This is a genomic window from Cupriavidus sp. UGS-1, assembly GCF_021213615.1.
Classification (GTDB): domain Bacteria; phylum Pseudomonadota; class Gammaproteobacteria; order Burkholderiales; family Burkholderiaceae; genus Cupriavidus.
Window position 1 is genome coordinate 1 of the sequence record NZ_JAJQJF010000009.1, and the last position, 15398, is coordinate 15398.

The window sequence follows — 15398 nt, forward strand, 5'->3', positions numbered from 1 at the left end:
CGGGCGGCTGGCGCGATACCAGCGGCGAGCTGCGCGCCGCGCTGCGGATCGGCGCGGCCAGCGCGGTGCCCGCCAGCAATGCGCAGATCGGCGTGCCGGCGGGCGCGCTGCGCGGGCTGGAACTGGTGGTGCTGGCGCGGATGGGCGACGGCGACACGCCGCGCCGCTTCGACAAGCTGTGCATGACCGGCCAATGAGCGCGCGATGAACGGGACTGCTCGCTTCCCTGCCCTCCGGCGGCAAGCTGGCCGCCACCGCGGCGCTGCCGTGGTCACCGCGCTGCTGATCGTCACGCTGGCGGTCGTCGTCGTGTCCGGCCTGCTGTGGCGCCAGCAGGTACAGATCCGCTCGGTCGAGAACCAGCGGCTGGTGGCCCAGGCCGCCTGGATCGAACGCGCCGCGGTCGACTGGGCGCGGCTGATCCTGCGCGACGACCTGCGCCGCTCCAACGTCGACCATCTCGGCGAGCCGTGGGCGGTGCCGATCGCCGAGACGCGGCTGTCGGACTTCCTCGGCGCCGCGCTGCGCACCGACCGCGCCGGCGAGACCTCGTTCCTGTCCGGCCGCATCCTGGACGCGCAGGCCCGCTTCAATCTGCGCAACCTGATCACCACCAGCGCGGGCGCCAACGGCGGCATCTCAGTCACCATCGACCCGGCCGGGCTCGCGGCCTATCGGCGCCTGCTGCGCGTGCTGGGGCTGAACCAGGGGCTGGCCGAGGCGACCGCGCGCTATCTGCTCGAGGCGGAGCGGGCCGGCGCCGGCCGCGCCGCGCCGCGGCCGCCCGACAGCCTGGCGGACCTGATGGCCATCCCCGGCTATGAGCCGGACATGCTGCCGGTGCTCGAGCCCTTCGTCGACCTGCTGCCGGATCGCACGCCGGTCAACGCCAACACCGCCGACCCAGAGGTGCTGGCCGCGGTCATCGACAAGCTGCCGCTCGATCGCGCCCGCGAACTGGTGCGCCAGCGCGACCGCGCCTATTTCAACAACGTCGGCGACCTGCAGACCCAGCTGCGCGCGATCGCGCCGCAGGCCGATGCCGGCGTCGGCACCGCGCTGGAGACGCGTTCGCACTACTTCCTGATCTACGGGCTGATCCGCCACGAGCGGGCGGTCCGGATGCAGGTCTCGCTGGTCCGGCGCGCCGCGGTCCTGGGCAGTGCCCAGGCGACGCAGGTGGTCTGGACCCGTGACCTCGAGCGGATGCCGGAGCTGCGCTGATGGGCAGGATGCCGATCGCCGCCGCCCTTTGCCGCGAACGCGCGAACCGCCGGCACGGCTGCCGCACGCTCCCGAAACGGTTGACGCGAATCCGCCACAAAGGCAAGGTATGCTGATGCCTTGGCGGAAAGGCATTTACCGGCACCCGGCTAGGCAAGCGGCGATCGCCGCCGGCACAGCCGACACCGGGCCGGACCGTGCCCGGGCACGGAACCGGGCCAGATTGCAGACGCGCCGCCACGCCGTCGACGATTCCGCCATCCATCTTCACTGCCGCGCAGTTCCAAGGAAACCTTGAGCACCACCCTGTTCGTCCGCCTGCCGCATCGCCCCCACGATCAACCGCAGCCCTGGCGCTTCGGGGCGATGCCGTTCGCGCTGGTGCGCGATGCCGTGGCCGCCCAGGGCCGGCGCGAGCGCGCTCCCGCCACGGGCCATCTGCTGCGCGAGGGCCACGCGCCGATCGCCGAGCTGCCGCCGGCCGACCGGCTGGTGCTGATCGTCGCCGCCGCCGACGTGCTGGTGACCACCGCCGCGGTACCGCCGCTGGCGCCGAACCGGCTCAAGCTGGCGCTGCCGAACCTGGTCGAGGATTCGCTGGCAGCCGATGCCCAGGCGTGCCATATCGCGGTCGGGCCGGAGGCACCGCAAGCCGCTGCCGATGCCAGCAGTGCGGCCGCCGCCGCGCGCGGCCCGCGCCGCCGCCTGCTGATGGTGACCGAGCGCGCCTGGCTGCGCGCGGTGCTCGATGCCTTCGCCGAACACCGCCATCGCCGCCGCCATCTGCTGGCCGCGCAGTTCTGCCTGCCGCTGGCGGCGGCCGAGGATGAAGACGCGGCCGCGCCCAATGCATCCGCCCCAGCCGATCCCTCTGCCACGTCCGAACCCGCCGCCCCGTCCGAGCCGCCCGCCACGCTGGCGCTCGAGGCCGCCTCCAGCGCGCTGGCCGCCGCGGCGCCGCTGCTCGAAGGCGAGACGGACACCGGCCAGGCCGCGCCGGTCTGGCAGCTGACCGTGCGAACCGACCGCTATCAGGGCTACGGCCTGCTGCTCGGCGACGACGCGCTGGCCGCCTGGCAGGCGCTGGCGCCGGCCGGCGTCTGGTACGGGGACCGCAAGGCGGCCGCGCTGCCGACGCTGAACTCGGTACGCCCGCTCGGCTGGCCGGTCTGGATCGAAGGGGCGCAGGCCAGCCTGCGCGAGAGCGCGCTCGATCTGGCGCAGTTCGACTTCGCGCAGGGCCGCGCCGACCGCTGGAATCTGCGCGCCTGGCGCGCGCCGCTGGCGCTGGCCGCCGCGCTGCTGCTGGTCCATCTGGCCGCGCTGAACATCCACTGGCTGATGCTGCGCGGCGAACAGGCGCGGCTGCAGCAGGCCCAGACCCAGCTGCTGCGCAGCGCCTTCCCGCGCATGCCGGTGGTGGTCGACCCGCCGCTGCAGATGCGCCGCCAGGTCGAGCAACTGCGCCTGGCCAGCGGCCGCAGCACGCCCGACGATTTCCTGCCGCTGGCCGACCGCTTCGCCCAGGCCGGCCGGCAGCTGGCCCCGGACGCGCTGCTGGCGCTCGAATACCGCGGCAAGACCCTGCACGCGACGCTCAAGCCCGGCACCGACACCAATGCGCTGCGCCAGGCCGCGCGCCAGGCCGGCCTGTCGATGGAAGAGGACCGGGCGCCCGCCGAGGCCGCCCGCTCGGGCGGCGGTCCCGCCCCCGCCGGCTCGCGCTGGATCATCAAGCCGGGAGCGCTGTCATGATGCGCACCACCTCTTCCGCCGGCCTGGCCGCGAAGCTCGGCAAGCTGCGCCCCCGCGTGCCGGCGCGCTGGCGCGAACAGGCCGAGGCCTTCTGGACCGCGCGCAATCCGCGCGAACAGGCGCTGCTGGGGATCGGCGGCGCGCTGCTGGCGCTGACGATCGGCTACAGCGTGCTGTGGGAGCCCGCCGCCGAAGGCCGCGAGCGGCTGCAGAAAAGCCTGCCGCAGCTGCGCGCCCAGCTGGCCGAGATGGAAACGCTGGCGCAGGAGGCGCGCGGGCTGTCGGCCAGCCCTGCGCCGGCGCTGCGTGGCGAGGCGCTGGTGCAGGCGCTGCGCGACGGCCTCGCCCAGCACGGCCTGAGCGCCAGCCGCGTCGCGCCGACCGGCGACAACACGATCCAGGTGCAGCTCGACAAGGTGCCGTTCGGCGCGGTGGCGGCCTGGCTGTCGGACGTGCGACAGCAGCAGCGCCTGAAGGTGACCGACGCCCGCATCGTCTACGTCGGCGCCACCGCCATCGTCAACGTCACCGCCACCTTGCAGGGACCCGGGGCCGGCCCCGAGCGTCCGGGCGGACGCAGTTGATGGCGCGGCTGGAAGCGCTGCGCCTGCGGCGACGCGAGCCGCGGCCGGCCCGCCGCCGCGGCCTGCTGCGCTGGACGCTGCTGGGCCTGGCCACGGTCGTGGTCACGGTGATCGCCGCGCTGCCGGCCGCCTGGATCGCCGACGCGGTCGCCAGCCGCACGGAGGGCCGCGTGCTGCTGGCCGATGCCGCCGGCTCGCTGTGGCGCGGCAGCGCCACGCTGGCCTTGTCCGCCGGCAGCGGCAGCCGCACCGCCACGGTGCTGCCCGGCCGCCTGCAGTGGCAGGTCGCGTTCTGGCCGCTGCTGACCGGCTCGCTGCGGCTGGTCGCCCAGCACACCGAGGCGATGCCGGCGCCGGTCGCGGTCACGGTGACGCCGTCCGGCTGGCGCGCCCAGTCCGGTTCGCTGCGGCTGCCGGCCTCGCTGCTCGAAGGCATCGGCGCGCCGTTCAACACGCTGCGCCCGGACGGCGCGATGCGGCTGGACTGGAGCGCGCTGGAGGGCCGCTTTCGCGCGGACGCGGGCAGCGGCGGCCGGCCGGCCGGACTGTACGGCCACCTGACGCTTCGCATCGACCAAGTATCATCGGCCGTCAGCCGGCTGCGGCCGCTCGGCAGCTACCGCGCCGAGATCGACTGGACCGGCCCCACCGGCATGCTGCGGCTCTCCACGGTGGCGGGGCCGCTGCACCTGGAGGGCAGCGGACCGCTGGGCCGCCAGGCGCGCTTCGAGGGCACCGCCCACGCGGATCCCGACGCCGCGAATCAGTTGGCCTCCCTATTGAGCCTGCTGGGAAGACGTGAGAACAATGTGACCAGGCTGCGCTTCTGATCCGGCGCAAGGCAGCACGCCAAGCACCGGGCCGCGCAACCAACCGACGCTTATGACGACAACAGACCGACGCCCCATCCTGCCCACCGCCTGCGCGCGCGCCGTCACGGCGCTGTGCGCCCTGTCGCTGATGGCGCCGGCCCCGCTCTGGGCGCAGGCACCCGGACAGGCGAGCCCCGCCGTGCCGGCCCCGCCCGACGTCACGCCGCGCAACCGCGACGAGGTCGTGCTCAATTTCGTCAACGCCGACCTGGAAGCGGTCGTGCGCGCGGTGGGCCAGGCCACCGGCAAGAACTTCGTGATCGACCCGCGCGTCAAGGGCACCGTCAACCTGGTCACCGAGGCGCCGGTGTCGCGGGCGCAGGCGCTGGAAACGCTGGGCTCGGTGCTGCGGATGCAGGGCTATGCGATGGTCGAGGCCAACGGCTTCACCAAGGTCGTGCCCGAGGCCGACGCCAAGCTGCAGGGCTCGCCGACCGTGGTCGGCGCCGGCGCCAGCCGCGGCGGCCAGGTCGTGACGCAGGTGTTCCGGCTGAACTACGAGTCGGCCAACGCGCTGGTGCCGGTGCTGCGCCCGATGATCGCGCCGAACAACACGATCACGGCCTATCCGGCCAACAACACGCTGGTGATCACCGACTACGCGGACAATCTGCGGCGCATCGGCCGGATCATCGCCGCGATCGACGCGCCCGCGTCGGGCGAGGTCGAGCTGATCCCGCTGAAATACGCGATCGCCAGCGACGCCGCCGTGGTGCTGCAGCGCCTGCTCGATCCGGGCGCGGCCGGCGGCGCGCCGGGCGGCGCCGCGGGTCCTGCGGTCGATGCCAGCCTGCGCACCTCGGTCGTCGCCGAGCCGCGCAGCAACGCGCTGCTGGTGCGCGCGACCAGCCGCGCGCGCCTGCAGCAGGCGCGCCAGCTGATCGAGAAGCTGGACCAGCCGCACGCGCGCCCGGGCAACATCTGGGTGGTGCCGCTGAAGAACGCCGACGCGGTCAAGCTGGCGCCGACGCTGCGCGCGATCGTCGCCGCCGATGCCAGCTTCAACGTCGCCCAGCAGGGCCAAGGCGGCATCGGCGGGATCGCCGGCGCCGCCGGTGGCGCGGCGGGCATGGCCGGCGCGCAGAACATCGCCGCGCCGACCGGCCAGTTCACCGGCGGCACGACCGGCATGGGCGGCTACGGCCGCACCGGCAGCACCGGCGGCGGCTTCGGCGGCGGCACGGGCGGAACCGGCTCGGCCTTCTCCGCCTCGTTCGCGCCGAACCAGATTCCGACCACCGGCGGCATCATCCAGGCCGATCCGTCGACCAACTCGCTGATCATCACCGCCAGCGAAGCGGTCTACCGCAGCCTGCGCGCGGTGATCGACGACCTCGACGCGCGCCGCGCGCAGGTCTACATCGAGTCGATGATCGTCGAGGTGACCTCGACGCAGGCGGCCGAGCTCGGCATCCAGTGGCAAGGCATCCTCAGTTCGGCGGGCGGCAACAACAACTTCTTCGCCGGCACCAACTTCGGCACCGGCGGCAGCAACATCATCAACCTGAGCGGCGCGGTCTACGACATCTCGCAGAACGGCGCCGCGGGGATCGAGCGGGCGGCCGGGCTGGTGCCCGACATCGGCGGCCTGAACCTGGGCGTGGTCAACCGCGCGCTGGGCCTCGGTGCGCTGCTGCGCGCGCTGGGCAGCCAGGGCAGCGTCAACCTGCTGTCGACGCCGAACCTGATCACGCTGGAGAACGAGGAAGCCAAGATCCTGATCGGCCAGAACATTCCGATCACCACCGGCTCTTACGCGCAGAACAACGCGGTCGGCGGCGGCACGCCGTTCAATACGTTCGACCGCAAGGATGTCGGCATCACGCTGCGGGTCAAGCCGCAGATCACCGATGGCGGCCTGGTCAAGCTGCAGATCTACCAGGAGTCGTCGTCGGTGGTGCCGGGCACCACCAACCTGATCCAGGGCCCGACCACCAATGTCCGCTCGATCGAGACCAATGTGCTGGTCAACGACGGCCAGATCATCGTGCTGGGCGGCCTGATCGAGGACAACTACGGCGACGGCGTGCAGAAGGTGCCGGGGCTGGGCGACCTGCCGTGGATCGGCGGGCTGTTCCGCTACGAGAACAAGTCGCGCGCGAAGACCAATCTGCTGGTGTTCCTGCGCCCCTACGTGATGCGCACCTCCGGCGCGACCGACCGCATCACGCAGGACCGTTACGGCTATATCCGCGGCGAGCAGCAGGGCTTCGTTTCGCCGAACATGATGATGCGCGACACGCAGACACCGGTGCTGCCGCCCGCAGACGCGCCGGCCGCGCCGTTCGTCGATCCGCGCAACAATGGGCCGGTGCCCGGTCCGCTGCCGCTCGAGCAGACGCTGCCGCCGCCGGGCCCGACCTCGCGCGCGCCGAACCAGGGCGAAGGCGCCTGAACGCGGGCCGACCAGACAGGCGAATCACCATGGCGACAGTCCCCTCTTCCCTTCCCGGCCCGGCAGCCGATCCTGCGCTCGGCGCGGCCAACGCCAACGCCGCCGCGGGCGCAGTGGGCGCCATCGACACGCCGCTGTCCTCGCCGATCGCGGCGCGCCTGGTGCCCTACGGCTTCGCGCGCGAGGCGAGGCTGCTGGTCGCGCACCAGCGCGCCGACGGGCTCGAGGTCTGGGTCAGCCGCGCGACCTCGCCGGCGGCGCTGGCCGAGCTGGCGCGCGTGCACGGCCCGCTGCATCTGCGCGTACTCGAGCCGGAAGCGCTCGAACGGGCGATGTCCGACGCCTACAACCGCCAGGACGGCACGGCCGCGCAAGTGGTCGGCGAAGTCGAGGGCGAGGTCGACCTGTCGCGGCTGATGCAGGACATTCCCGCGGTCGAGGACCTGCTCGAATCGGAGGACGACGCACCGATCATCCGCATGATCAACGCGCTGCTGACGCAGGCCGCGCGCGAAGGCGCCTCGGACATCCATATCGAGCCGTTCGAATCGGCCTCGGTGGTGCGCTTTCGCGTCGACGGCACGCTGCGCGACGTGGTGCGGCCGAAGAAGGCGCTGCACGGCGCGCTGATCTCGCGGATCAAGATCATGGCCCAGCTCGACATCGCCGAGAAGCGGCTGCCGCAGGATGGCCGCATCACGCTGCGGGTCGGCGGGCGGCCGGTCGACGTGCGGGTGTCGACGCTGCCGACCGGCCACGGCGAGCGCGCGGTGCTGCGTCTGCTCGACAAGGAGGCCGGCCGGCTCGACCTGGCCAAGCTCGGCATGGCGCCCGCGACGCTGCACGCGTTCGACGAGCTGATCCGCCAGCCGCACGGCATCGTGCTGGTGACCGGCCCGACGGGCTCGGGCAAGACCACCACGCTGTACGCGGCGCTGTCGCGGCTCGATGCGCGCACCACCAACATCATGACGGTCGAGGATCCGATCGAGTACGACCTGGACGGCATCGGCCAGACCCAGGTCAACGCGCGCATCGACATGACCTTTGCCAAGGCGCTGCGCGCGATCCTGCGCCAGGACCCGGACGTGGTGATGATCGGCGAGATCCGCGACCTCGAAACCGCGCAGATCGCGGTGCAGGCCTCGCTGACCGGCCACCTGGTACTGGCGACGCTGCACACCAACGACTCGGCGTCGGCGGTGACGCGCCTGGTCGACATGGGGATCGAGCCCTTCCTGCTGTCGTCGTCGCTGCTCGGCGTGCTGGCGCAGCGGCTGGTACGCCGGCTGTGCCCGCAGTGCAAGCGCGAGGAGACCATCACGGTAACGCCGGCGCAAGCGCAGACGCTGCTGGCCGAGGGCAAGCCGTTGCAGAAGGTGTGGCACCCGGTCGGCTGCGACAAGTGCGGGCAGTCGGGCTACCAGGGCCGGATGGGCGTCTACGAGCTGCTGGTGGTCGACGACCGCATCCGCACGATGATCCATCGCCAGACGCCCGAATCGGAAATCAAGCAGACCGCGCTCGCCAACGGCATGCACACGATGCGCGGCGACGCGCAGCGCTGGATCGACAGCGGCGCGACCTCGCTCGAAGAGGTGCTGCGCGTGACGCGCGATTGATCCCTTGATCTGAGCCATGCCAGCCTACCGCTACGAAGCCGTCGACGCCGCCGGCAAGACCGACCGCGGCGTGATCGAGGCCGACAGCCCCAAGCAGGCCCGCACGCATCTGCGCACGCGCGGGCTGACTCCATTGACCGTCGATGCGCTGGGCAGCGCGGCGCAGGCCGCGCGCGGCACCGCCGGCGGCTTCGGCCGCAAGCTGTCGACCCAGGAACTGGCGCTGTTCACGCGCCAGCTGGCCAGCCTGATCGTCGCCGGCCTGCCGCTCGACGAAGCGCTGGGCGCGCTGGCCGACCAGGCCGAGCGCGCCTACGTGCACGAGTTGCTGGCCGGGGTGCGCGCCGAGGTGATGGGCGGCAGTTCGCTGTCGGTCGCGCTGATGCAGCATCCGCGCGACTTTCCCGATATCTATCGCGCGCTGGTCTCGGCCGGCGAGCATTCGGGCCACCTGGGCCTGGTGCTCGAGAAGCTGGCCGGCTATATCGAGACCCGCAACGCGCTGACCGCGAAGATCCGGCTGGCCTTCACCTATCCGGCCATCGTCACCGTGGTGGCGTTCGCGATCGTGATCTTCCTGCTGTCGTACGTTGTGCCGCAGGTGGTCAGCGTGTTCGCCAACACCAAGCAGAAGCTGCCGTTGCTGACGGTGATCATGCTGGCGCTGTCGGACTTCGTGCGCCAATGGTGGTGGGCCGCGCTGATCGTGCTGGTGCTGGCGGTGATGGCGGTCCGCGCGCTGCTGCGCCAGCCGGGCGTGCGGCTCGAATGGCATCGCTGGCTGCTGACCGCGCCGCTGGCCGGCAAGCTAATCCGCGGCTACAACACCGCGCGCTTTGCCAGCACGCTGGCGATCCTGGTGTCGGCCGGCGTGCCGATCCTGCGCAGCCTGCAGGCCGCGGGCGAGACGCTGGGCAACGAGGCACTGCGCGCCAACGTCGACGACGCCACCACGCGCGTGCGCGAGGGTTCGTCGCTGGCCCGCGCGCTGGCCGCGCAGAACCAGTTTCCGCCAGTGCTGGTGCACCTGATCCGCTCGGGCGAGGCCACCGGCAATCTGCCGACGATGCTGGAGCGCGCCGCGCAGGGCGAGGCGCAGGAACTGGAACGGCGCACGCTGTTCCTGACCAGCCTGCTCGAACCGCTGCTGATCCTGACGATGGGCGTGGTGGTGCTGCTGATCGTGCTGGCGGTGCTGATGCCGATCATCGAGATCAATCAGCTGGTGAGGTAGCGGGCCTGACACGGGCTCCGCGGAGATTAAACCGCCTCCCTCTCCCCAACCGTCTTCCCCTGAGGGGGAGAGGCAGAACACCCGTCGGGACACGGCGGAGATTTGCCTCTCTCTCTGCCCCCCGATCGCTCCCTGATGCCAGACCGGCTGACCCGAAGTGGCACGCCGCTGGTCTTCTCCCCTCTCCCGCTTGCGGGAAACGGGTGGGAGGGCAAGCGGCGTTCGCTGTTGCGGGCAGGCTTATTCCGCTGCCGCCGTCTTCTTCGCCGCGCGCTTGCGCGGAGCCGTGCTGCGGCGCTTGCGGGCCGGCGGCGCGGGCTCGGCGGCCTGCGCCGATTCGGCGGTGTCGACGGGCTGCTCAGGCTCCGCGATTGCTGGCGCTTCCGCACCCGGTACCTCCAGCGCTTCGCTGGCCGCCGCCGGCGCGGCAAACACCGTGCTGTCGATCGGCCAGGGCGTGTCGCTGAGCTTCACGTCGGGGCGACGCGAGCCGCGGCGGCTGCGCGACGAGCGCGGCGGCGCGGCGGGTTCCGGCGTGGCGGCATGGCCGGCGGTCTCGATGACATCGGCCGCAACGGGCTCGTCCGCCTGCAACGGCTCCGGCGCAGGCACCGGTTCGCCGATCTCGAGCTGCGTCTGTTCGGCCGCTACGGCGGACGTGGTGGAAACCGCTGCCTGTGCCGGGGCGGCGTGGCCACGGCCGCGTCCGCCTTGCGTGTCGTGGCTGCCCTGCCCCTGGCCGCCTTGGCCGCCCTGGCCGCCCTGGCCGCCCTGGCCACCTTGACCTCGTTGCTCGCCCTGGCTGCGCTGCTCGCCGTGCCCACCCTGGCCGCGCTGATCACCCGCATGCCCCTGCCGCTCGCCACCGCGTTGTTCCGCAGGGCGCTGCTCGCCGCGGCGCTTGAGCCGGACCCAGATGGTCTTGTTGTTGCCGCCGTTGCGGGTCTCGACCTCGAACAGGCCGGTCGCGGCTACCAGCTCCGACAGCTTGCCGTAGCCGTAGTTGCGCGAATCGAATTCGGGCGCCTGCTTGGCGATGTGGGTGCCCATGCTGCCGAGCGTGGTCCAGCCTTCCTCGTCCGAGACCGCCTGCGCGGCCGATTGCAGCAGCCGTACGAGGCGCGTGTCCTGCCGCAGCTCGCCGCCGCTGCGGCGGCGAGCAGGCGCGGCGGCCTCGTCCGCTTCGTCGGCACCGACGTCGCCGCGCAGCAGGTCCGAGTAGATGAACTTGTCGCAGGCGGTGACGAAGGGCTTGGGCGTCTTGCGCTCGCCGAAGCCGTAGACCGTCAGGCCCTGCTCGCGGATGCGCGAGGCCAGCCGCGTGAAATCGCTGTCGCTGGAGACGATGCAGAAGCCGTCGAAACGGCCGGTGTACAGCAGGTCCATCGCGTCGATGATCATCGCGCTGTCGGTGGCGTTCTTGCCGACCGTGTAGCGGAACTGCTGGATCGGCTGGATCGAATGCGACAGCAGGCATTCCTTCCAGCCCGACAGATTGGGCTTGGTCCAGTCGCCGTAGATGCGCTTGACGGCGGCCACGCCGTACTTGGCCACTTCGGCCAGCAGGCCTTCGACGATGCCCGGTCCGGCATTGTCGGCGTCGATCAGAACGGCCAGGGTCGCGGTGCCCTGGCGAGGATTTGGATTCATCGGTTTGTCCTGGGGGAGCGGTCGCTCCAGCAGTGGGAGGTTGCACCACCGCGGCGGGGGGCATCCGGCGGACGCCGCCCGCTGCCGGGCTTGGATGCAGTGCAGTGTACACGCCGGGGCTTGTCCATTCGGGAAATCGCCGAGCCGGAAGGGGCTTGGGATGCTGCGCCGCAGGGTGCCGTGTCAACGTCGCCGGTGCTACCATGCCGGGCAGAGACACGGTCGCCAACGCCTTCACAAGAGGCCTGCCGCGGCTGCCCACCACTGAAGTGTGTCGGCGATCCCGACAACATGCCCGAAGAGGAGCACCCATGAATGCCCCCCTGACCGCCCCGGTCAGCGACGCCATCCGTCGCGCGCTCGCCAACGTTACCCTCGACGACAAATACACGCTCGAACGCGGCCGCATCTACATCAGCGGCACGCAGGCGCTGGTCCGCCTGCCGATGCTGCAGCAGGAACGCGATCGCGCCGCCGGCCTCAATACCGCCGGCTTCATCTCGGGCTATCGCGGCTCGCCGCTCGGTGCGCTGGACCAGGCGCTGTGGAAGGCCAAGTCGCACCTGGCCGGCCACAACATCGTGTTCCAGCCGGGCCTGAACGAGGACCTGGCCGCGACCGCGGTGTGGGGCTCGCAGCAGGTCAACATGTACCCGGGCGCGCAGTACGACGGCGTGTTCGGCATGTGGTACGGCAAGGGGCCGGGCGTGGACCGCACCGGCGACGTCTTCAAGCACGCGAACTCGGCCGGCTCGTCGAAGCACGGCGGCGTGCTGGTACTGGCCGGCGACGACCACTCGGCCAAGTCCTCGACGCTGGCGCACCAGTCCGAACACATCTTCAAGGCCTGCGGGCTGCCGGTGCTGTTCCCGGCCAACGTGCAGGAATATCTCGACTACGGGCTGCATGGCTGGGCCATGAGCCGCTATTCGGGGCTGTGGGTCGCGATGAAGTGCGTCACCGACGTGGTCGAATCGTCGGCCTCGGTCGAGCTCGACCCGCATCGCGTGCAGATCGCGCTGCCGCAGGACTTCGCGATGCCGCCGGGCGGCCTCAACATCCGCTGGCCCGATCCGCCGCTGGAACAGGAAGCGCGGCTGCTCGACTACAAGTGGTACGCGGCGCTGGCCTATGTGCGGGCCAACCGCATCGACCGCATCGAAATCGATTCGCCGCATGCGCGCTTCGGCATCATGACCGGCGGCAAGGCCTACCTCGACACGCGCCAGGCGCTGACCGACCTGGGCCTGGACAAGGAGACCTGCGAGCGCATCGGCATCCGGCTGTACAAGGTCGGCTGCGTCTGGCCGCTGGAAGCGCAGGGCGCGCGCGCGTTCGCGCAAGGGCTGCAGGAAATCCTGGTGGTCGAGGAAAAGCGCCAGATCATGGAGTACGCGCTGAAGGAAGAGCTGTACAACTGGCGCGACGACGTGCGGCCCAAGGTCTACGGCAAGTTCGACGAGAAGGACAATGCCGGCGGCGAGTGGTCGATCCCGCAGAGCAACTGGCTGCTGCCGGCGCATTACGAGCTGTCGCCGGCGATCATCGCCAAGGCGATCGCCACGCGCCTGGACAAGTTCGATCTGCCCAGCGACGTGCGCGCGCGCATCGCCGCCCGCATCGCGGTGATCGAGGCCAAGGAGCGCGCGCTGGCCACGCCGCGCGTCGCGGCCGAGCGCAAGCCATGGTTCTGCTCGGGCTGCCCGCACAACACCTCGACCAACGTGCCCGAGGGCTCTCGGGCGCTGGCCGGCATTGGCTGCCACTACATGACGGTCTGGATGGACCGCAGCACCAGCACCTTCAGCCAGATGGGCGGCGAGGGCGTGGCCTGGATCGGCCAGGCGCCGTTCGCCGGCGACAAGCACGTGTTCGCCAACCTCGGCGACGGCACCTACTTCCATTCCGGCCTGCTGGCGATCCGCGCGTCGATCGCGGCCGGCGTCAATATCACCTACAAGATCCTGTACAACGACGCGGTCGCGATGACCGGCGGCCAGCCGGTCGACGGCCAACTGTCGGTGCAGGACATCGCCTTCCAGGTCGCGGCCGAGGGCGCGAAGCGGATCGACATCGTCACCGACGAGCCGGAGAAGTACAGCGCCGCGATCAAGCTGCCGCCGGGCGTGACGATCCACCATCGCAACGATCTGGACCGCGTCCAGCGCGAGCTGCGCGAGGTACCGGGCTGCACCATCCTGATCTACGACCAGACCTGCGCGACCGAGAAGCGCCGCCGCCGCAAGCGCGGCAGCTTCCCCGACCCGGCCCGCCGCGTGTTCATCAACGACACCGTCTGCGAGGGCTGCGGCGACTGCTCGGTCAAGTCGAACTGCCTGTCGGTCGAGCCGCTGGAAACGGAGCTCGGCACCAAGCGCAAGATCAACCAGTCGTCCTGCAACAAGGACTTCTCCTGCCTGAACGGCTTCTGCCCCAGCTTCGTGACGGCGGAGGGCGCGCAGCTGCGCAAGCCCGAGGCGCACGGCGTGTCGATGGCCAACCTGCCGCCGCTGCCCCAGCCGGCGCTGCCCGCGCTGGAGAAGCCGTACGGCGTGCTGGTGACCGGCGTCGGCGGCACCGGTGTCGTGACGCTCGGCGGCCTGCTCGGCATGGCCGCGCACCTGGAACAGAAGGGCGTCACGGTGCTTGACATGGCGGGCCTCGCGCAGAAGGGCGGCGCGGTGCTGTCGCACGTGCAGATCGCCGCGCGGCCCGAGGACATCCACGCCACCCGCATCGCGATGGGCGAGGCGGACCTGGTGATCGGCTGCGATGCGATCGTGTCGGCCACCGACGAGGTGCTATCGAAGGCCCAGGCCGGACGCACGCGCGCGATCGTCAATACCGCGCAAACCCCGACCGCCGAGTTCATCCGCAATCCGAAGTGGCAGTTCCCCGGTCTGTCTGCCGAGCAGGACGTGCGCAACGCGGTCGGCGAGCAATGCGACTTCGTCAATGCCAGCGCGCTGGCGGTGGCGCTGCTCGGCGACGCGATCTACACCAATCCGCTGGTGCTCGGCTATGCCTGGCAGAAGGGCTGGGTGCCGCTGTCGCTGGACGCGATGGTGCGCGCGATCGAACTGAACGGCGTGTCTGTCGACAAGAACAAGGCCGCGTTCGAATGGGGCCGCCACATGGCGCATGACCCGGAACATGTGCTGTCGCTGACCGGCGAACTGAAGCGCACCGCCGAGGGCGCCGACGTGGTCAAGCTGCCGACGTCGTCGGGCGCGCTGCTGGAGAAGCTGATCGCCCATCGTGCTGAGCACCTGACCGCCTACCAGGACGCCGCCTATGCGCAGACCTATCGCGACGCGGTCAACCGCGTGCGCGCGGCCGAGAGCGCGCTGGTGGGTGCAGGCAAGCCGCTGCCGCTGACCGAGGCGGTCGCGCGCAACCTGGCCAAGCTGATGGCGTACAAGGACGAGTATGAGGTCGCGCGGCTCTATACCGATCCGGTCTTCCTCGAGAAGCTGCGCAACCAGTTCGAGGGCGAGCCGGGCCGCGACTACCAGCTGAACTTCTGGCTGGCGCCGCCGATGATCGCCAGGCATGACGACCAGGGCCGGCTGATCAAGCGCCGCTTCGGCCCGTCGACGATGACGATCTTCAAGCTGCTGGCCAGGCTCAAGGGCCTGCGCGGCGGTCCGCTGGACGTGTTCGGCAAGACCGAGGAGCGCCGCACCGAGCGCGCGCTGATCGGCGAATACCGGGCGCTGCTCGACGAGCTGGTGGCGGGGCTGAACGCCGCCAACCACGGCACCGCGGTCGCACTGGCCAGCCTGCCCGACGACATCCGCGGCTTCGGCCACGTCAAGGCCAACAACCTGAAGGCAGCGCGCTCGCGCTGGCAGACGCTGATGGCGCAGTTCAGGAATCCGGCGCAGGGGCAGCAGGCGGCTTGAGTGCGCCTTCGCCCCTGCGGGCCAGCTCCCCTCTCCCACTTGTGGGAGAGGGGTTGGGGGAGAGGGCCGGGCGGCAGCTTGACGATGCTGCCTGCCATGCCCGACCGCCCTTGCCCTCTCCCCCGCCCCTCTCCCGCCGTGCGGGAGAGGGGAGAAA

The 15398-nt window shown here is 71.2% G+C and carries 9 protein-coding genes and 1 pseudogene; 9 read left to right on the forward strand and 1 reads right to left on the reverse strand.

Features of this window, described 5'->3' with window-relative positions:
- The 8 genes and pseudogenes from LRR16_RS13295 to gspF all read left to right on the forward strand — a co-directional run.
- A pseudogene (locus tag LRR16_RS13295) lies at positions 1-197 on the forward strand (hypothetical protein); the annotation flags it as partial.
- 7 nt (positions 198-204) lie between these two features.
- Positions 205-1224, forward strand: a complete 1020-nt coding sequence (gspK, locus tag LRR16_RS13300; protein WP_232206216.1) for a type II secretion system minor pseudopilin GspK — start codon at positions 205-207, stop codon at positions 1222-1224.
- 294 nt (positions 1225-1518) lie between these two features.
- A complete protein-coding gene (gene gspL / locus LRR16_RS13305) occupies positions 1519-2979 on the forward strand; it encodes a type II secretion system protein GspL (RefSeq protein WP_232206217.1) in 1461 nt (486 codons plus the stop codon).
- On the forward strand, positions 2979-3563 hold the full coding sequence (locus LRR16_RS13310) for a type II secretion system protein M (protein ID WP_064575076.1): 585 nt from the start codon (positions 2979-2981) through the stop codon (positions 3561-3563). Before gspL ends, LRR16_RS13310 begins: the two co-directional genes overlap by 1 nt.
- Positions 3563-4393, forward strand: a complete 831-nt coding sequence (gspN, locus tag LRR16_RS13315) for a type II secretion system protein N (protein WP_064574633.1) — start codon at positions 3563-3565, stop codon at positions 4391-4393. The genes LRR16_RS13310 and gspN overlap by 1 nt, the downstream gene beginning before the upstream one ends.
- 52 nt (positions 4394-4445) lie before the next feature.
- Positions 4446-6830: a type II secretion system secretin GspD gene (gspD, locus tag LRR16_RS13320; RefSeq protein WP_064574635.1), complete on the forward strand. Its 2385-nt coding sequence runs from the start codon at positions 4446-4448 to the stop codon at positions 6828-6830.
- Positions 6831-6859: 29 nt separating this feature from the next.
- Entirely contained in the window at positions 6860-8452 is a 1593-nt protein-coding gene (gene gspE / locus LRR16_RS13325) for a type II secretion system ATPase GspE (RefSeq protein WP_232206218.1), read from the forward strand.
- A 16-nt stretch (positions 8453-8468) separates the two neighbouring features.
- On the forward strand, positions 8469-9686 hold the full coding sequence (gspF, locus tag LRR16_RS13330) for a type II secretion system inner membrane protein GspF (RefSeq protein WP_023264354.1): 1218 nt from the start codon (positions 8469-8471) through the stop codon (positions 9684-9686).
- A 240-nt stretch (positions 9687-9926) separates the two neighbouring features.
- Here the strand turns inward: gspF and LRR16_RS13335 are convergent, their stop codons facing one another.
- Positions 9927-11336 carry an NYN domain-containing protein gene (locus LRR16_RS13335; protein ID WP_232206219.1) on the reverse strand — a complete coding sequence of 470 codons (1410 nt, stop codon included), beginning with the start codon at positions 11334-11336 and terminating at the stop codon, positions 9927-9929.
- Positions 11337-11647: 311 nt separating this feature from the next.
- Between LRR16_RS13335 and LRR16_RS13340 the strand changes: the two genes are divergently transcribed.
- Positions 11648-15241 carry an indolepyruvate ferredoxin oxidoreductase family protein gene (locus tag LRR16_RS13340; RefSeq protein ID WP_232206220.1) on the forward strand — a complete coding sequence of 1198 codons (3594 nt, stop codon included), beginning with the start codon at positions 11648-11650 and terminating at the stop codon, positions 15239-15241.
- Positions 15242-15398: the final 157 nt, after the last annotated feature.

Coding starts and splice junctions, on each gene's coding strand:
- gspK (WP_232206216.1), top strand. CDS start 205: ATGAACGGGACTGCTCGCTTCCCTGCCCTCCGGCGGCAAGCTGGCCGC.
- LRR16_RS13310 (WP_064575076.1), top strand. CDS start 2,979: ATGCGCACCACCTCTTCCGCCGGCCTGGCCGCGAAGCTCGGCAAGCTG.
- gspN (WP_064574633.1), top strand. CDS start 3,563: ATGGCGCGGCTGGAAGCGCTGCGCCTGCGGCGACGCGAGCCGCGGCCG.
- gspD (WP_064574635.1), top strand. CDS start 4,446: ATGACGACAACAGACCGACGCCCCATCCTGCCCACCGCCTGCGCGCGC.
- gspE (WP_232206218.1), top strand. CDS start 6,860: ATGGCGACAGTCCCCTCTTCCCTTCCCGGCCCGGCAGCCGATCCTGCG.
- gspF (WP_023264354.1), top strand. CDS start 8,469: ATGCCAGCCTACCGCTACGAAGCCGTCGACGCCGCCGGCAAGACCGAC.
- LRR16_RS13335 (WP_232206219.1), bottom strand. CDS start 11,336: ATGAATCCAAATCCTCGCCAGGGCACCGCGACCCTGGCCGTTCTGATC.
- LRR16_RS13340 (WP_232206220.1), top strand. CDS start 11,648: ATGAATGCCCCCCTGACCGCCCCGGTCAGCGACGCCATCCGTCGCGCG.